We start from the raw sequence: 16,812 nt of genomic DNA on the forward strand, positions 1-16,812 counted from the left end.
CCCGACCGCTGGCGCCCCACCAGGGGGCCGGGCCCGCTACCGCTTACTGACCGCTGGTGCCCTCAGCAGCGGCCGTCCGGCCCCGGGCCGGCTTCTTGGCCGCCGTCTTACGGGCGGCCGGCTTGGTGTCCTCGGTGTCGTCGCCCTTATCGGGGGCGACTTCCTCGGACCTGGCGTCGGTGACGCTTTCCTGCTTGGCCGGTACCTTGCCGTCCTCCCAGCAGTCGGGGTTGGTGACCAGAGCGGCAATGCGCTGCTCCGGCTCCTCTCCCGGCTTGAGGAGGACGGTGCGGTGGCGGTCCGGGTCGCGGACGTACACGGCCTTGCTGAGCTTGGCCATGGCAGTCACGCCCCGAGGACGGTCGCCGAGATGTGGATGTCCGGGACGTACAGGACGGGCATGCCGATCGCTGCGCCGCGGGTGTAGATCTGGACCGGGTTGTCGTCGACGTGGGAGACGACGACGATGCCGGGGGCCTCTTCGCGGGTGAGCGCCGGGTTGGTACCGGAGGTGAACTTCGCGGACTCGCGGGTGACGCCGTACTGCGTCTGTGCCCACTCGGAGGCCGGAACGTCCGGCACCATGATCCACTTGTTGTCCGGGAGCACACGCTGGTAGACGTCGTCGTTCCACACCTGAACGTCGTAGGTGACGATCGGCGGGAGCCCGTAGCGGGCGCGCACGGTGTTGACGTCGTCGGGGTTCAGCGTCGCGGTCGGGGTGCCACCAACGGTGGAGGATCCGTAGTACGCGGCCCGGTACTCCGCGTTGGACGCGAGGAGGGCGCGGGCGCGGCGGGAGGTGATGACCTCGCGCGGCGCGGGGGCCCCACTGTCGATCAGGTAGTCGATCCAGGCCCGCTCGTCGGACAGCGGGGTGGCGTCCGGGTCGTCCCACAGGATGGCCGCGGTCGGCATGTTCTCCGCCGGGACGTTCCAGTCGATGTCGAGGCCGAGGCCCGGCAGGTTCACCGCGCCAGTGGCCAGGAGCTGGCCGGCGGCGATTTCCTGGGCGGTCTTGATGGACTCGACGTGGCGCTCGACGTCCGAGTACAGCAGGTCGATGTACTGCTGGGTGTCCAGGCCGTGTCCGACATCGAGAAGGATCTGGTCCATCTCGGAGACGGCGAGGGTCTGGCCCAGTGCGGGCAGCATGCCCTCGTTGACGACTCGCTCAGCCTGGCGCTTCGCCATGGCCGTGGGGGCGTCGTAGGCGCGGAACTTCGCGGCGTTGACGCGACGCTTCGCGGACGTGGTGCGGAACCGGACGCCCTGGATCTGCTTCTCGGGCAGAACTTCCTGGGTGAGCCGGTAGTTCGCGGGGGTGTCCATCGCGCGGGCGAACACCGTCATGTCGGTGTCGTTGGTGTCCCGCAGGAGGAGCTCGAGAGCCTCCATGGTGATCTCCTCCTCTTACCGGTAGTGGATGTTGACGCCGGGTGCCGTCGCGGTGACGTTGGCCGGGTCGAAGGGGACGGGGAGCTTGGCGGCGAAGACTTCGCCGCGCCAGAGGAGGGCGCCGGCTGCCTTGGTCGAGGTCGGGTTGAAGCTGATCTCGGACACGAGGAAGCCTGCGAGAACCTGAGTGCCGTCGGTTGCCAGGTCGGCGCCGCCGGCCGTGGTGGTGGCGACGGAAACGGCGGGGGTCGTGCCGCCGGTGAGGTTGGCCCCGGAGGCGGTCATCTGTGCGACGTTGTCGCCGGCGTACTGCCCGGAGAACGTCACGGTGACTGCGGCGCCCGGGTGCGGGCCGCCCGCGACGACGACGTCACCGGGGTTGATGTTCGACAGCGCCTCGAGGGCCGTCTTCACCTGCGCCGCGGTGGCGTTGTAGGGGATGCCGGCGGTGGTCTGCCCGGAGAACGTCAGCGTGTAGGTGCCTCCCGTCGGGGTGCCGGTGACGGTGACGGTCTGCAGCTCGCTGGTCGTGCCCGCGTAGGGGGCGTACAGCCCGGACGCGGCGACCTTGCCGAGCGGGATCCCCGACTTCATGACCGTGCGGCCCTGGAGCAGCGGGTTCGCCGAGACGACGTAGTGGGTGCCCACGACGAACTTGCTCAGGTCGAGGGTGATGGTGTTGGTGTCCTGGACTCCTACCAGGGACGCGAGCCACGGCCGGTCGGCGGTGACGCTGTCCGTGTAGGAGTAGGGCTGGAAGTCGTTCACGACTGCCTCTCCTCATGAAAACGGCGGTGACAGCTGCACCCCTTGGGGTGTGCGTCCACGAGGAGAGGGCGTGGTCCCAACCCCGGCTGTTGGGCCGGGAAGTCTGTTGGTCAGGCGGCGGGCTTGTGGCCGCGGAGGCGGGCCATTTCACGGCCTCGGTCGCCGGGCTTCCCGGTGGGTGCCTGTCGTGCCGGGGGGCCTCCTGCGGGTGCTCCTCCGGGGGCCGGGGGGAGCTGCGCGACGGCCGGGTCGGCGGGCTGGGTGACTCCGAAGAACGCCGGCCGCCTCGTCTTGATCCGCTCGGCTGCGGCCGTGATTGCGTCAGCGTCGGCGTCCTGGGTGTCGCGGAGCTCGCGCTCAAGGAGCGCCATGGCGTCCTGCAGGTTCGGCGCGTCCGCAGTATCGATCGCGCCGAGCCGGGTCAGGGCCTGCTCGAGGCTTACGGTTCGGCGTTCCGCGGCCAGAGCGGCCCGGTCGGCTTCGAGGGTCTTGCGTTCCTCGGCGACCTGGCGGGCCTGCTTCTCCTGCTCGGAGAGTGCGTCTTCCTGGGCCTTACGGGCGGCGGCGATGAACGTTGCGGCGTCCTCGATGGTGGTGAACCCATGCTGCTCCGCAAACTCCTTGGCAGCGGACCGCTTGCCCTGGGCCTTCTCCTTCGCGGCGAGCGCCTCGACTTCGGCCTGGGTGAAGGTGCGCTGCGCGGGCGGGGTGGGCTTCGGTGCCTGGCCGTCGGTACCGGCCGGGTCGCTGGCGTCTCCGGCACCACCATCGTTGTAGAACACTCCGAGACCGGCGACACCGGTGTACGGGTGCGCCCACACCGTGCTGGCGGGGGTGGTGTGGTGCTGCGTGGGGCGACGCATAAGCGCAAGTCCTCCCGAACTTGTTCCAGGCCCCGCGCCTTGATCCAAGGAAAGCACGGGTTGCATCAGTTGTTCCCCCTGCTCCCCTGCTGCCCCTGCTGTATGGGGTCGTTGGCCTGGTCGTCGGTGGGCACGGCGGGCAGCTGCACGGCGGGGGCGACCGGCTCGTCGGGGGCTTCACGGCCGAGGTAGGAGGCGACTTCGTCGGGGTTGCCGAGGGCGTCGGCTAGGAACCGGGCCTGCTCGAAGGAGCGGGACTGAATCTGCTCGATCTCTTTCTCGATGTCGTCGATCGGGAACCCGGCGTCGGCGAGCATGCGGACACCGGTCTCCAGGCTGATGACGCCATTGGGGACCCCGGACGCGACCTGGTCGAGGATGGCGGCCTTGTCGGTGGGGGTGTACGGGCCGCGAACGAGTTCGGCTTCCTGCGGGGTGACACCGGCCCAGTCCGGGTGCTGCCCGGCCAGGTAGAGGCGCTGGACAAACTTGAGGAGAAGCCGTTCCTTGTGCTCGCGGGCCAGGCGCATAGACCCAATGAGGGAGTCGAGCGGGCCCAGGGACACCTGCATCGCGAACCCGGACGGCACTTCGGACGGGCTGAGCGTGCCGAGGGATACGGCGGGCAGCCGCACGATGTTGGACGCCCGGTCCTTCAGGTCACCGACATGGTTGCGGAGTTCGGCCAGGGCCGCGGACGTGTCGACGGCGGTGAGGCGCCCGGACTCCCCGAGCTTGAAGACCATGCCGGGGCTCGCGGAGAGTTCCTGCCGGCCGTCGGCGATCCCGGACACGGCAAGCATCGGCAGGCCGGTCGTTGCCGAGGCGCGGGCCGAGTCCGTGTCCGACCCGGCGAGCTCGTCGAACACCTGCAACGCCTTCGCCAGGCTGGACTGCCCCCAGTGCTCCTCGGCGGGCGGGACGGTGTTGGGGACGTGGACGACCGGGATGAAGTCGATGAGGAGGTCGAGGTGGTCGAGGACTTCACCGTCGGATCGAGTTGCGTATGTGGCGCCAGCAGCGGGCAGCGAGTCGACGTCCACGTTGCCCTTGAGGTCGCCGATGATCCACGTGGCGTCGGTGAGGTAGCAGGTGAAGTAGGAAGGTTCGTCGTTCCACGCGTACTGGCGGGCGATGGCCCCGGACTCGGGCTCAACAACGTCGCCGGGGGTGAGTGCGGGGCCGGCGGGGTCCGTCACGTCGCTGGCGTCCGGGTCGGAGTCGGGGGTGGGCGGCAGGGCGCGGACCGCCCGGGTGCCGGTCTCGTCGACCCCGGCGACGGTCAGGGGCCGGATCCAGTCCAGCTCGTACGTGATGCGGCGCAGTCTGGCTTTGAGCCCGCGCTTGGGGTCTTCGGGGAGTTCCCAGGCGAAGTGGACGCGCTGCGGGTACTCCCCGCCGTCGTCGTCCTCCCCAATCACGGGGAAGTAGAACCCGGGGTCGGTGACCCTCAGCGTGGGGCGCTTCTTCGCCGGGTCCCACGCCATGCGGTACACGCCGTCCCCGAGGGCGACAGTCTTGCGTTCGCACTGCTGGAGCCGCATCGGCAGGAGTTCGGCCTTGGCCCAGTCCCGTAGAAGTTCCTGGACGTGTTCCGCCGCGGCGGCGGAAACTGCCCCGCCGTCGTCGACACCGGTCTTCTCCGCACCAGGGACGACGATCTTCTGTTCACGGCCCAGGACGTTCGACACGAGAGTGTCGATGAACATCGACGGGTCGCCGAACTCGCGCCGGTCCCGGACCCGCGGGCCGTCGACAACCTCGGCAATCTCGGCGGCCTGGTTGTGGTCGTAGGCGGACAGCAGCTTGTACGCGGCGAGACGCCGTTCGTCCTCAGCCGGCACCCACATCGCCTGCGCCTCGGGAAACGCCCGCCGGTTAGGCATGCCCATCGAGTCCGAGTACACCGGCTTGTAGTTCAGCCAGCTCCACGCGTGGATGGCGATCTGCCTGATACCCACCAGGACTCCTCCGCACCAGGCCCCGCGCCATGCGATCAGAGTACGGGCGATGTGGCAGGTCGCTGCCCCTGCTCAATTCACGCAAGCCGGGTTACCGCTTGAGCGTGATAATCCGTGATTCCGTCCACCGGGCTGACACGCCCTCTAGAGTCGGTGGTTCGCGGCAAGTTCGTCCTCGCCAGGTTGCCCCACCGTCCTCCCGTCGCCGCGGCCGGGAGGACAGGCCCCGCCCGGCCGTACGCCAACAGGGGGCCCGGGGGTGATCATGTCTGAGGACGAACAGCCGGACTACAACCAGTGGGCCTTCTACATCGCCCTGATCCAGTTGCTGCTGGATCTGTGCGCTAAGTCCACCAGCTAGTCCGGCGTCCGCTCAGTCGAGGCGGAACCTGTCCTGATCAGCGGGTTCCGCCTCGCAACCCCACCTCAGCGCACTCGCAAGTGCGCTGAGTGTGACCTAGGCCAATGTAGCCATGTGACATTGGGTTTGCAGCATTCCTCGGTGAATCACCCCCGGATTGCTGGGCGAATTACAGTCCGGCAATGTCGGCACCTGCAATGTCGCAGACCAAATTCCCGGCAATGTTCACGTCGTCAACGGCGTCCTGCCAACCGCTGGTCGCTGTACGAGCTGCTTCCGACGGACGCCCCAGCAGGATCTGCGAGCTCGGTGAGTCCGTGTACGGCGGCGTCCATGCGGTCCGGGCTGTCCATGCCGGGGATCCAGGTGACGAGCTGCCCTTCGAGCTCGGTGTGCTCGCCGACGTGGTGGACGAGGCCCTGTTTGTAGAGCTGGGCGATCGGTTCGGCCCGTAGGCGTTTCCCCTGTTTCGCGTGAACCTCGATGATGGCGGGCATCAGCATCCGGTTCGTGCCGCCCTCCCGCTCGAGCTCGCTCCATGCCTGGCGGACGATCTGTGCGGCCATGTCGCCGCCGAAGTTCTTCTCGATGACGATGGCGTCGGCCTGGCGGTCGATCGCGAGCTGGCAGACCTCGGTGCCCCACGTCTCGGCGCCCATGTTCCGTGACCGGTCGTCGAGGACGTACAGGTGTCCTTCGGCGTCGCGGGCTGCGCAGACGAGTCCGACTTCGTCGTTGCCAGCCGAGTCGCGTCGGACGGTGTCCCCGCCGGCGGTGTCGACGGCGACGACGACCCGGGTGGGGGTGATGCCCGGCCAGGCTTTGAGGTCCGTGCGGTTGTTGGTGATCCACGCCCATTTCCAGACGCCGCCTTCGAGGGGGCGGGGCTTCTGCTGGTACATGGCGTACCAGATGCGTTCGCCGAGGGTCTGGCGGGTGTCTGCGAGGTCGGTTTCGTCGTACTGGCTGGGCCAGAGAGCTTGTCCGAGGCTGCGCCCGAGGGCGTCGTTGGCGTTGTCGGCGATGGCGGGGAGGTCGATCTGGATCCAGCGTTCGGGTTCGTGGGCGAGGAGCCGGCCGGAGAGGTCGTCTTCGTGCCACCTGGTGTTGATCAGCAGGATGGAGGCGCCGGGGGCACGGCGGGTGTAGAAGACGGAGCGGTACCAGTCGTAGACGCGGTCGCGTTGGGCTGGGCTTCCGGAGTCGTCGTTGCCTTTGAAGGGGTCGTCGATGATGCCGAGGTTGAAGCCCTTGCCGGTAAGACCGCCTCCGACACCTGCGGTGACCATGCCGCCGGTGACGGATGAGCCGCGGCGCTGTTCGAGGTCGAAGCGGTTGGCGGCGTGGGAGCCGGAGTGCAGGCGGATACCAAGCGCCGTGGGGTACTCGCGCAGCTGGTCGCGCACCCACCGTCCGTGCCCTTCGGCGAGGTCGGCCCCGTAGGAGGCAATCATGACGCGGTGTTCGGGGTGGCGCCGCAGGTACCAGAGAGGGCCCCATCGTGAGGCCCTCTGCGACTTCCCGTGCCGCGGCGGCATGGTGAGCATGACCTGCAGCTTCTCCCCCGCGGCGATGCGCTGGAACGCCTGGTCGATCAGGTTCAGGTGCGGCGCCTGTAGTTCACGGCCCTCGGTGAGGACAGACGCCATGGCTCCGGGCGACCGGTCCATGGCCGTGTTCCGCTCGATCGCCATGAGCTTGCGCCGCTGGTCGGGGGTGGCGCGGGCGGCGACGAGGTAGCGCTGCTCGGCAGGCAGGGACCGGTACTCGTCGAGGAACTCCTGGTGCCGCCTACTGATCGTCGTCGTCATCGTCGTCCGGCTGGTCGTCGCCGCTGCCCTCTTCGCCGTCTTCGTCGTCGTGCCCGAAGTCGGGGGCCTCAGCGTCCGGCTGATCGGAGATGGCGATGAGGGTGCGCAGCTCGGTCAGGTCGCCGCTGCTGAAGGGGATGTCGCCGCCGTCAGGTCCGGAGATCTCGGTGCGGACGGGCACCTTGACGCCGAGAAGGTCGGACAGGTCGGAGATCAGCTTCCGGGCGGCTTCGGATGCCTTCGGTTCGCCGGCGATCGCGTCGGGCCATACACCGAGCAGGAGCGTCTCGAGGCGGCCCCGCTGGACCTCGCGGTACAGCTCGGCTTCCTGAATCTCGAGCTCGCGGGCCTTGCGGATGATGCGGCTGAGGTCCTTGGACGCGGTGGAGCGCGTCATGCCGAAGTGTTCGGCGATCTGCGTGACCGACTTGCCGCTGAGCTTCATGCGCAGCATCTCGGTGCGGCGCTGTGCGGTGTCGGCTTGCTTTGCTCTGGAGGCTGGCATGGCGGTCGGGGCTCCCGCTTTGTCGTTGTCAGGCCCCGCGCCTGCTACTGATGATCCCTGATGCCGGGGTTTTCCTTCCCCCCGCCCGGTCTGGGTGGGATCCTGCGCCGCATGAGGCTTATGCGTGGTGCGGGGTGGGCGGTTGTCGTGGTGCTGGCGTTCGGGGTGGCCGGGTGCGGCTCCGACGATGACGGCAGCAGTGGGGGTGACAGCAAGGCGAGCACGTCGGCGTCGCCGTCGGTGATGGGTGTTCAGGAGGCGCTGGACGCGTACTCGGCCGCGGCTGCGCCGGGGTGTGAGACGGCTCCGGAGTGCCAGGACTTGGTGACGGCGAAGCTGAAGGCTGCGGTGGATGTGCGGGCGGCGATGAAAGCGAAGGACCCGGCGAAGTACGGCGAGCCGATCGGGTTCGTGGATCTGGCGGAGAAGCGGGCCGACCATTACGGGCGGGACAATCTCGGCGCGAAGGGCAACAGCTTCGCGGTGTCGCAGCCGCTGCAGCAGATGGTGGCGTGGTTCCGGGAGCATCCGGCCGCGTCGTGACGTGGCTCGGCCCCCACCAGCCGGGGGGGTGCTGGTGGGGGCCGAGGTGGCTTGAGCGGGTCGGGGGATGTGCCTGCTCAAGCTCGGGTCATATGGTCTGGTGCCCGGGTTTCCGGGGGCTACGCGGTGTGGCACGGCCTGGCCGGGGAGTGGGCGCGGGGACACCGGGGCTCCCTGGCCGGCCGTGCAAGTCAATCGTGGCGTACGGATGGGGGTTTGTCCGGGCTGCTCTTCCCCCGGTTTAGGCGGCGATCGCGGCGGCGGCTGCGTTGACGAGGCCGTCGGTGGTGGTGATGGCGTGCTCACGGCGGGCACGGAGCCTACTCTCCGACTCAGATGCCCGGAGGCTGTACGCGGCGCGGGCGGCGGTCTGAGCCGCGTCCGCGATGGAGGGCAAAAGAACCTGGACCCGTAACAGCGGGGCCGTGATCGCGGACCTGGTGGCGTGGGACTCGGCGCGGGCGCTGGCCCAGTCCTCGCCTCGTAGTCGAAGGTCTTCTCGTACCCACATTGCCCGCCTGTGGTTGGCGAGTGCGGTCGCCAATTCGGCAACGGCGGTGAGCGCCTCAGTGCGGCGGGCACGGGCGTCGTCGGCTTTGCGGTGGGCGCGCTGGCTGAGGTGGGCGATGGCGGATCCGGCGAGGGTGCCGAGGACGGCCACGATGGCGGTCAGCATGGCGGTGGTCTCCTGTCTCGTTGCGAGGTGTTCGAGGATGCCCATGGGGTTTCGGTGGATGGTCATTGGCCTGCGTGGGAGGCGCGGCGGATGGTGGCGTCGATGAGGTTGAGAGCGTCTGTGGCGGTGCGGCCGGGGGTCCGGTTCCATGCGCCGATGAGGCCGGTCCATCCCTGTGCGCGGAGTTCGGTGAGGATCCAGGCGCCGGCTTGGTTCATGGTGTTGGTGGAGCCGTAGCCGAGGCGGTGTGCGGTGAGCATTCCGCCGCACAGGCACCGGGCGCCGCGGCCGTTCCTGAGTTTGTACGGCTGGTTCTGCCATCCCCACTCGGCCAGGACCTGCCGGGTGTAGGCGAGGTGGGTGGAGGGGCGGATGTCGGCTTGTCCGATGCGGCGCCAGGTGTGGAGGCGGTCGGGGAGGATCGCGCCGATGCGGCCGGGGAGGGTGCGCTCGGTGGGTGGGGCGGCGGGGATGGACCGGACGGCGTCGGCGATGAGCTGGTCGACGGGGGCGGAGAGGAGGCTCCGCCAGTTCCCCAGCTTCGTGTCGGTCGGGTCCTGGGTCGCTTCGGGCGCTGCCTGCGGGGTGGGCTCCGCCGCGGTGTACCGCCAGTTGGTGACGATTTGCTGCCAGGCGGCGGTGTCGTAGAGGAGGGCGGCCTCGCGGTCAAGGTGGTCGGGGGTCAGGGGGGCGGTCAACGGGTCTCCAGGGGCTGGTCCCTTCTCGTGGTGAGGGGGATGTCGATGCGGTTGGCGCGGAGTACGCGCCGTAGGGGGCTTCGGTGTTCGGTGGTGTGGGGGTCGAGTTGTGCGATGAGGAGCCGCCCGCCGGGGAGGCGGGCGGCGATCACCTGGTGCGGGGTGGTGCCGTGCATGGGTGGTGCTACTCCCCCGTCGTGTTCGGGTCGTCGGCCCAGAAGTAGATGCCGCGGCCGGGCTTGACGATGTTGGGGTGGTCGGCGAACCATTTCTGGATGGCGGTGTCGGACGGGGGCTGCTCTTCGGGGTAGAGGCCTTCGAGTCGGGTCCGGATGTCGGCGACGGTGATTCCGTCGTCGCCTGCTGCCTTGACCCAGTCGGTGACCTCGTCCCGCCGGGGGTGTCGGCGGTCCTTCTTCGGCTTGATGAGGTCGACTGCGGCCTGCTTGGTGAGGTTCTCGGCCTCGGCGAGGACGCGTTCGAGTGCTGCGGGGTCGAGCTGGGGTTCGGCTGCTTCCTGGTGGTCCTGGTCCTGGTTCTGGTTCTGCTTGGCGCGCTCGATGTAGGAGTCGATGGAGGGCAGTGGGGCGATGGTTCCGGTGGCTGCGGCGGCCGACGGGCGGGCGGGGCGGGCCGGCCCTTGTGGGGTCGGGCCGGGCGCGGCAGGGGTGGTGTGGGTGGGGGTGGGCAGGCCGATGGCGTCGAGGAGCCAGGCGATGCGGGCCTTGTCTTCCCAGCGGGTGGAGTACCCGTACGGTTCGGCGTCGGCCTGGGAGTCCTTGTCGAGGTCGGGGCGGATGTCCCAGCGTTCGACGGCCTTCTCCTCGATGACCCGGGCCTCGGTGCCGTCGGGGTGCTCGTCGTCGTCGTAGATGAAGTAACCCTTGAACTTCTCGGGGCCCATGCCGGTCTTGGAGCGCGTCTCGTCGAGGACGTAGAAGGAGCCGTTGCCGGGGAGCTTGGACAGGTCGACGCGCTGGAAGTAGTCGGGGAAGACGAACTGGCCCTCGGCCTTCTTGGGGAAGCGGCCGCCGATGACGGTGTCGTACTGGGACATGACTTCGCCGCCGCCGGTGTTGGGGCCGGTGCCGCGCTGGGCTGCGTCAATGTAGTCGACGGCGGCCTTGCGGCCCTTCTTGATGCCGCGGACCTTCTCCTGGATCGCTTCGGGGACGCACGACATGAGCTCGGGGTTCTCGTCGGTGATGACGATGAGGGCCGGGATGTTCGCTGTGGGGCGGATCTTGCTGCCGGGCATGCGGCGGGCCCGGCCATCGGCGACGGCGACGGATGCCTTGAGGAGGCGGACGGCTTCTTCGACGCTGGTGGCGACCCAGTCGAGGATGGGCCGGTCGATGAGCCGGCCGTGCTGGTCCTTCCACTGCTCGACCCACGGGCGCAGCCACCGCTTGGCGGTGTTCCCTTCGGCCATGTCGATCATCCAGATGACGGCGTCGGTGCAGCGGGTGATGACGCTGATGATGCAGTGGAGGAGGACGGACTTGCCGGATCCCTTCTTCCCTGCGATGAACACGCTGTTCTGCCGGAACTTGATCTCGAAGGGTTCGCCGGATTCGAGGACGCCGAGAGTGAGGGGCTCGTTGATGGTCAGGGGGTGGGCGTCGGCAGGCAAGTCGACGGCCTCGGACATGACGTCGCGAGTGGAGACGTACAGGATGGCGTCGGAGGCGAGGCCGCTATCGCCGGGGCGCAGGTCGAGGGCGCCGGTGCGCAGGTCGCCCTTCTTCGTCTCGATCATCGGCAGCATGGGCAGGATCTGGGCGTACGGGGTGCCGGTGAGCTTGAGAGGCAGGGCGTATCCGCCGCGGGTGGTGAACGAGTCGGTCTGGACCTTGACGCCGCGGGCGCCAGCCTGTTCGAAGAGGAGCTCCCACTCGTTGCCGTCGATGACCTGGTTCTGCTTGGCTTCCTCGGCCCATTGGGCGGCGATGACGTCGTGGCGGAGGTAGCGGTCGACGGCGTAGGCGGGGGTGAGGGCGGCGGTGGCGATCGCGACGGTGGCGGCGGAGGCCATGGTCCAGGGGGAGTCGTAGGAGGCCCAGGTGAGCCAGGCGTAGGTGGCGGCGGTCCAGGTCGCGGTGAACGCGGTGTGGAAGATGCGGGCGGGGCCGGTCTGGTGGCGGGCGCGGAACCAGCGGGACGCGGCCGCAGTGACGATCCCGGTGACGGAGCCGAGGCCCATGAGGGCGATCGGGAGGCCGGTGCCGTCTGTGGCGAGGTCCATGACGAGGCTGCCGGCGTACACGGTGGCCGCGGTGTAGAGCGGCGTGGTGATGGTGCCGTGCCGCCACGGGATCGGCTCGTGGTTGCGGGGGCGGTCGAACATGGACACGGGATGGGCTCCTTGGTGGTGTGGGTGGGGGTGGCGGCCGGGCCTGCGGGGTGCGGGCCCGGCCGGTGGTGCTGTTCAGAACTGGTCCTGCGGTGAATCGGTTGTGGGTGTGGGTCAGTCGTTGAGGTTGGCGCCGATGTCCCACTTCGCGGCCTGCGGGGTGGGGTTCTCGAGGTTCTCGAGCTGTTCGGCGTGGACCATCCGAAACAGGACGGGGATCGCGTCGAGGCGTTCGGCGAGGCTGTACCCGTACTGGGCGGTGTCGTCGTAGGCGTCGCTGATGACGGGGTTGACCGCGAAGTTCTCGCGGGTGGAGGCGGCGGCGGCCTGGATGACCTGGCTGATCGCGGCCTGCACGTCGGACAGCTGGCGGATGGTCGCCTCGTAGCCGGTCATGTTCTCGGAGGGGTTGATGAGGAGCATGATGCCTGCGTTGCGGACGGCTTCGGCGGCGTAGGCGAGCGGCATGGCTCCGGACAGGGAGGAGGACATGGTGGGTGATCCCTTCGGTGATGGTGCGTCCCACGGGCTGTTGACAGCCTGGTGGGCGGCGTGATCGCGGATGACCGCTGCGGCAACGGCTGCCGGGGAGACGGGCTTGAGCCTCGGGCCGTTCGGGTCGGGCTGGGTGGTCGTGTTGCGGTACATCCACCTGTTGAGCCAGTTCCAGGAACCGGTGGCGTGGATGAGGCGGGCGACGGGGCTGGTGACGGCGTGCAGGAGCTTCGCGAGGGGGCGCACCCAGTTCGGGCCGAGGTCGGCGTAGCGGATCGTGCCGAGCATCATGTGGGCGCGGTTGAAGGCGTGGGTGCCGTAGCGCCACACGTGGGCGGCCGCCCTTGAGAAGCGGCGGGTGACGGGGCGGACGGCGGTGCGGACGCGTCCGGCGGCCGTCTTGATCCGGAGCTTGCACAGGCGCCAGAGGTCGGAGCGTGCTTCCTTGAGTTCCGCCTTGTCCTTCTGGAACTGCTTGATTCGCTTGACCTTGCCGCGGGTCTTGTCGAGCCGGTCGCGGACCTTGCGCTGGCGGCGGGTGCCTTCGGCTTCCTTTCGCTTCCTGGCGTCCTTGAGTGCGTTCTTCGTCAGCTCGAGAGCGGCGGCTCCGTTCTTACGGGCGGCTTCCTTCAGGGCCCGTTCCTTCTTGAGTTCGTTCTTGCTGAGCGGCCGGGTGGGGGTGCCGCTCTTCGGGGCGTTCTTGAAGGGCTTCATGTTCGGGGTGTTCTGGGTGCCGGGGGTGTGCTTCCGGTCGTGGATGCGGCTGAGCCGGTCGGCGGCCGGCGACTTCCGGTTCGGTCCGCCCTGGCCTCCCCGGCCGCCCCGGTTGCCCGCCCCGGTGCCGTTTCCGACAGACCCGAGACCGGTGGACGTCGTGCCGCCGCGGTGCTTGGGCTGGTTCGGGATCCGGTTCTTCCCGCCACCACCCATACCGCTGGCACCGGCGCCGGTGCGGCCGGGTGCCGGGCTGAGCGTGGCGCCCGGCTTCGCCTTGCCCGACCCGTTCTTGGGCGTGTTCAGGCCCGCGGGCTTCAGTGAGGCGGAACCGCCGGACCGACCGGACCCGCCCGTCGAGCCTGCCTTCCCTCCGCCCCCGAACCCGCCCAGCGACCCGCCGCCGGACTTCCGGTTGCCGCCGCGCCCGGACCCGCCGAAGGAACCCCAACCCGAGCGAAGGGACTGCCCGCCCCCGCCCTTCCCGCGACCAGGACCTGCTCCCCCACCGCCACCGACGGCACCCAGGGCGTTCTTCCGCGCGTTTCGTACGGACCGCGTGCCGCGCCGCGCATTCGCGACGAGGGCGGCGCTCGCGGCCAGGGCACAGGCGATGACGCCGGCGAGAACGGCCGGGAGCCCGAACTGGTGGATCATCCAGCACAGGCTGATCAGGCCGGTGAGCGCGGCGCCGGGGATGACGGCTCCGGCGACGGTGCCGTCGGCGGGGGTCTCGGGGGACGTGTCCTGCTTCTTGGTCTTCTTCTTCGGGGCGGGTGTGTCGGTGGTGGGCTGCGGGGCGGTGAGTGTGGCACCGGCCTCGGCGGGTGCCAGATTGAAGCTGTCGGTGCTCACGGACGGGTCCTTCTCTCGGGGCTCAGACGACGGCGGGTGTTGCTGTGTGTGATGTTCGGGAGGCCAACCTGGAGACCAAGGTCAACGCCAACCCCAAGGCCAACCAGCGAAGAAATCGCTGATCAGAGGGTGTTTTCCCGGGGGTTGGGGGCCTGGATGGGGGTGTGGGTCCCGAAGTTGGTGTTGGTCTTGGTGTTGACGTTGCCCTCCGGCACGTCACGGTTCGTGTCCGGGGCGATGGGTCGGTAGACCGGGTCTCCGGCGTATCCGGAGGCCTTGTAGGGGTGCTGGTGGCGCAGGTTCTCGATGTCCTGGAGGGCTGCGTACAGCTCGGCGCGGATCTCCTCCATGTCCAGGTCCGGGATGCGGGCCTCGGTCGTCTCGATGGCGTTGGCTCCGGTGGGGCGAACGTCGGGGCTGGTGAACGAGGAGAGTGCGAGCGCGGCAGTCATCGGGGTGGGCTCCTGTCAGGTCAGTCAGTTGGTTGCGCTGAGCGCGGTCCGGCGCTCACGGGGAAGCTCGGGATTCGCGGCTTCGACGCGCTCGCGGATTCGCTGAGCGGTGGGCCGGGAGACGCTCTCAAGTCCGGCGCTCACGAGCGCGTCGCGGATCTCGGTCCACTCAGGGCGTCCGCCGAGCGTGGTGTAGAGCGTGAGCGTGAGCACGTCCTGCCGCCCCTTGAGCGCCTTCCGCTCGCTCAGACTCGGGGCGCTCTGGGCGTTACCGCGAGCGCGCTCAGCCTTGGGGGCGCTGACCTGAGCGCGCTCACGCTCAGCGTCTGCGGCGCGCTCATCGTCGGCCGGGAGGACTGCCGGGGCGGGGCGCTCAGCCTTGTGAGCGTCATTGCTGAGCGCGGGCGCGGTGAGCGCCGGACGCTCAACGGGCTCGCTGAGCATCTGGGCGCCTGTGGTGAGCGTGAGCGCCGGAGCGGGAGCTGCTTCCTGAGCGGGCGTGGTCAGGTAAGCGTGAGCGTCACGAGCGAGCGCCGCCGTCGGGTGAGCGTGAGCGCTCACGATGTTCCGAGCGCGCTCTTCGGCGAGCTCCTCCCGGCGGTCAGCAATCGCCTCGTGCTCGGTGAGCGCGGCCTTGATGTGAGCGTCGACCGTCTTCCCGGAACGATGCGGGTGAGCGAGCCACGCCCACTTGCCGAGGGTGGGGAGCGCCTGGGGGACGCGGCCGAGGTTCCGGAGCGTCTCGCGGTGGGCGAAGCGGTGGAACATCAGGAAGGCGAGCTCGGCGATTGCGGGGGCTGAGGCGAGGATGACGCCGCCGACGGTGCCCCAGTTCTCGATCTGGGCGTGCTTCCAGTTGACCCAACTGCTGGCTCCGACCATGACGAGCATGGCGGCGCGGGGGGCGAGGCCGCTATCGGTGGTGGTGGCGTAGCGCTGGGAGAGGAGGGCGAAGAAGAGGGCGGCGCCGTCGAACATGCCGCAGCCGAGGACGGCAACGAAGTCGGGGGTTTGGAAGACCTTGGTGAGGAGGGTGTAGATGGACCAGGTGCCGACGGCGAGGGCGGCGGTCATGACGGCGACGAGGACGATGCGGATGGCCCAGTCGGAGACCGTCTTGCCGCGGTAGAGCTTCTCGGTGGTTTCGTCCCCGGCGTCGTGCAGGGGCCGGCCCGGGGCGGGGCTGGTGGTCGGCTGCGTAGCCGGGGTGGTGGTCATCGGGATCGGTGTCCTTTCGGTGGTCAGGCGGTGCAGGAGGGGCGGGTCCGGTTGGGCAGTCCGGCGATGCGGGCGATTTCGCCGCCCGTGAGGTGCGCGTGGTGGTTGAGGGCGTGGGCGACGCGGGTGACGGCGGCCCAGTGCTGGTCCAGGGCGTGGTCGGCGAGGTCGTGGACGACCGCGTAGTCGATCTCCTTGTCGCCGAATCCGACGTGCGGGTTGATGGCCAGGAAGGAGCGCCGGTCTGCGTGGGCGCCGACTTCGTTGGCGACGGCCCGGTCCGGTGTCCACAGGCCGTCTTCGTGGAGCCACCGGTTGACGGCGCGTTCGCCGGCCGCGGAGTAGGTGGCGTAGGCGCATCCGTCGGCAAGATTGCAGACCGCGGTTACTCCGCCTTCGGGGGTGGTCGCCGGTCCCTTGACGATTTGTGCGTGGTGGAGGTGGGCTCCGCCGATGAGTGCGGCGACAGCGTGTCCGGCTTCGTGGACGGCGCGGGCGTAGTCGACCAGGTCGGACGGGAGGTCGTAGGCGTTGTCGCTGTCGCCCTGGACAGCGGGGGCGTCGTTGCGGGTGGGGTAGGGGACGCCGTTGAGCTCGATGCCGTCGTGCCACTGGGTTGTCACGGTGGTCATCGGGTTCGGTGTCCTTTCCAGGCGAGTGCGGGGCCGGTCTGGTGGGTGTAGGCGGCGCGGTGGCTGTGCATCAGGCGGCATCGAGACGGCGGTTGCGGCGGCAGATCGGGCAGGCCTTCTCGTTGCCGTCGATGCCCCAGGCGAAGGCGAGGTAGAGGCCGATGCCTACGAGTGCGGCGTTGACGGCGGTCGAGCGGGTGAGCGAGGCGTACGCGATGAGGGCGAGGCCGGCCATGGTCGCCACGGTGTTGGTGCTGAGGTGGTGGATGGCCTGGAGTGCCTGGTAGGCGGGGTAGGTGAGGCGGCGCATCCGGAAGGCGAGGCGGGTTTCGTGGCTGGTCTCGGCGATGACCTGGTAGCTGTCGATGTCGCTGTCGGTCCAGGTGGTGGGGTTGCCGTGCTGGTTGCGGAACTGGGCGGGGGTCACGGTGGTGCTCCTTCCGGGTGTTCAGCTGGTGGGTGGTGGTGAGTGCCTTGGGCCGGAGTTGATCCGGCGGCCTCGCGCCGTG

The 16,812-nt window shown here is 69.3% G+C and carries 17 protein-coding genes; 1 reads left to right on the forward strand and 16 read right to left on the reverse strand.

The features are described from left to right. Positions 1-43 precede the first annotated feature (43 nt). The 7 genes from ACWCPY_RS25915 to ACWCPY_RS25945 all read right to left on the reverse strand — a co-directional run bounded on the left by ACWCPY_RS25915 (position 44) and on the right by ACWCPY_RS25945 (position 7,607). A complete protein-coding gene (locus tag ACWCPY_RS25915) occupies positions 44-340 on the reverse strand; it encodes a hypothetical protein (protein ID WP_451268746.1) in 297 nt (98 codons plus the stop codon). Between the two features lie 5 nt (positions 341-345). Then, positions 346-1,398, reverse strand: a complete 1,053-nt coding sequence (locus ACWCPY_RS25920; protein ID WP_451268748.1) for a major capsid protein — start codon at positions 1,396-1,398, stop codon at positions 346-348. Positions 1,399-1,413: 15 nt separating this feature from the next. Continuing rightward, positions 1,414-2,166 carry a hypothetical protein gene (locus ACWCPY_RS25925; RefSeq protein WP_451268750.1) on the reverse strand — a complete coding sequence of 251 codons (753 nt, stop codon included), beginning with the start codon at positions 2,164-2,166 and terminating at the stop codon, positions 1,414-1,416. Positions 2,167-2,276: 110 nt separating this feature from the next. Further along, complete coding sequence (locus ACWCPY_RS25930) at positions 2,277-3,029, reverse strand: hypothetical protein (RefSeq protein ID WP_451268752.1); 753 nt, start codon at positions 3,027-3,029, stop codon at positions 2,277-2,279. 65 nt (positions 3,030-3,094) lie between these two features. Further along, complete coding sequence (locus ACWCPY_RS25935) at positions 3,095-4,990, reverse strand: hypothetical protein (RefSeq protein ID WP_451268754.1); 1,896 nt, start codon at positions 4,988-4,990, stop codon at positions 3,095-3,097. A 594-nt stretch (positions 4,991-5,584) separates the two neighbouring features. Continuing rightward, the gene (locus ACWCPY_RS25940) at positions 5,585-7,162 is read right to left on the reverse strand and encodes a terminase large subunit domain-containing protein (RefSeq protein ID WP_451268756.1); all 1,578 of its coding nucleotides are present in this window, start codon (positions 7,160-7,162) and stop codon (positions 5,585-5,587) included. After that, the gene (locus ACWCPY_RS25945) at positions 7,143-7,607 is read right to left on the reverse strand and encodes a hypothetical protein (RefSeq protein WP_451268758.1); all 465 of its coding nucleotides are present in this window, start codon (positions 7,605-7,607) and stop codon (positions 7,143-7,145) included. Before ACWCPY_RS25945 ends, ACWCPY_RS25940 begins: the two co-directional genes overlap by 20 nt. Before the next feature lie 207 nt (positions 7,608-7,814). On the opposite strand from ACWCPY_RS25945, the gene ACWCPY_RS25950 reads away from it, so the two are divergent. Next, on the forward strand, positions 7,815-8,210 hold the full coding sequence (locus ACWCPY_RS25950; RefSeq protein WP_451268759.1) for a hypothetical protein: 396 nt from the start codon (positions 7,815-7,817) through the stop codon (positions 8,208-8,210). A 241-nt stretch (positions 8,211-8,451) separates the two neighbouring features. On the opposite strand, the gene ACWCPY_RS25955 is transcribed toward ACWCPY_RS25950, so the two are convergent. From ACWCPY_RS25955 to ACWCPY_RS25995, 9 genes are all read right to left on the reverse strand, one after another. Then, the gene (locus tag ACWCPY_RS25955) at positions 8,452-8,952 is read right to left on the reverse strand and encodes a protein kilB (RefSeq protein ID WP_451268761.1); all 501 of its coding nucleotides are present in this window, start codon (positions 8,950-8,952) and stop codon (positions 8,452-8,454) included. Further along, complete coding sequence (locus tag ACWCPY_RS25960) at positions 8,949-9,584, reverse strand: DUF6197 family protein (protein ID WP_451268763.1); 636 nt, start codon at positions 9,582-9,584, stop codon at positions 8,949-8,951. Before ACWCPY_RS25960 ends, ACWCPY_RS25955 begins: the two co-directional genes overlap by 4 nt. After that, complete coding sequence (locus ACWCPY_RS25965) at positions 9,581-9,760, reverse strand: hypothetical protein (RefSeq protein WP_451268765.1); 180 nt, start codon at positions 9,758-9,760, stop codon at positions 9,581-9,583. Before ACWCPY_RS25965 ends, ACWCPY_RS25960 begins: the two co-directional genes overlap by 4 nt. 8 nt (positions 9,761-9,768) lie before the next feature. Beyond that, positions 9,769-11,937 carry a hypothetical protein gene (locus ACWCPY_RS25970; RefSeq protein ID WP_451268767.1) on the reverse strand — a complete coding sequence of 723 codons (2,169 nt, stop codon included), beginning with the start codon at positions 11,935-11,937 and terminating at the stop codon, positions 9,769-9,771. 114 nt (positions 11,938-12,051) lie between these two features. Continuing rightward, positions 12,052-14,001, reverse strand: a complete 1,950-nt coding sequence (locus ACWCPY_RS25975; RefSeq protein WP_451268769.1) for a hypothetical protein — start codon at positions 13,999-14,001, stop codon at positions 12,052-12,054. 122 nt (positions 14,002-14,123) lie between these two features. Beyond that, complete coding sequence (locus ACWCPY_RS25980) at positions 14,124-14,453, reverse strand: hypothetical protein (protein WP_451268771.1); 330 nt, start codon at positions 14,451-14,453, stop codon at positions 14,124-14,126. A 24-nt stretch (positions 14,454-14,477) separates the two neighbouring features. Then, positions 14,478-15,671, reverse strand: coding sequence for a hypothetical protein (locus ACWCPY_RS25985; RefSeq protein ID WP_451268773.1), 1,194 nt, complete (start codon positions 15,669-15,671; stop codon positions 14,478-14,480). 23 nt (positions 15,672-15,694) lie between these two features. Next, entirely contained in the window at positions 15,695-16,303 is a 609-nt protein-coding gene (locus ACWCPY_RS25990; RefSeq protein WP_451268775.1) for a hypothetical protein, read from the reverse strand. 70 nt (positions 16,304-16,373) lie between these two features. Further along, on the reverse strand, positions 16,374-16,730 hold the full coding sequence (locus ACWCPY_RS25995; RefSeq protein ID WP_451268776.1) for a hypothetical protein: 357 nt from the start codon (positions 16,728-16,730) through the stop codon (positions 16,374-16,376). Positions 16,731-16,812: the final 82 nt, after the last annotated feature.

The sequence above is a fragment of the Streptomyces sp. NPDC002403 genome (genome assembly GCF_053593015.1).

Coding starts and splice junctions, on each gene's coding strand:
- ACWCPY_RS25915 (WP_451268746.1), bottom strand. CDS start 340: ATGGCCAAGCTCAGCAAGGCCGTGTACGTCCGCGACCCGGACCGCCAC.
- ACWCPY_RS25920 (WP_451268748.1), bottom strand. CDS start 1,398: ATGGAGGCTCTCGAGCTCCTCCTGCGGGACACCAACGACACCGACATG.
- ACWCPY_RS25930 (WP_451268752.1), bottom strand. CDS start 3,029: ATGCGTCGCCCCACGCAGCACCACACCACCCCCGCCAGCACGGTGTGG.
- ACWCPY_RS25940 (WP_451268756.1), bottom strand. CDS start 7,162: ATGACGACGACGATCAGTAGGCGGCACCAGGAGTTCCTCGACGAGTAC.
- ACWCPY_RS25945 (WP_451268758.1), bottom strand. CDS start 7,607: ATGAAGCTCAGCGGCAAGTCGGTCACGCAGATCGCCGAACACTTCGGC.
- ACWCPY_RS25955 (WP_451268761.1), bottom strand. CDS start 8,952: ATGACCATCCACCGAAACCCCATGGGCATCCTCGAACACCTCGCAACG.
- ACWCPY_RS25965 (WP_451268765.1), bottom strand. CDS start 9,760: ATGCACGGCACCACCCCGCACCAGGTGATCGCCGCCCGCCTCCCCGGC.
- ACWCPY_RS25980 (WP_451268771.1), bottom strand. CDS start 14,453: ATGACTGCCGCGCTCGCACTCTCCTCGTTCACCAGCCCCGACGTTCGC.
- ACWCPY_RS25985 (WP_451268773.1), bottom strand. CDS start 15,671: ATGACCACCACCCCGGCTACGCAGCCGACCACCAGCCCCGCCCCGGGC.
- ACWCPY_RS25990 (WP_451268775.1), bottom strand. CDS start 16,303: ATGACCACCGTGACAACCCAGTGGCACGACGGCATCGAGCTCAACGGC.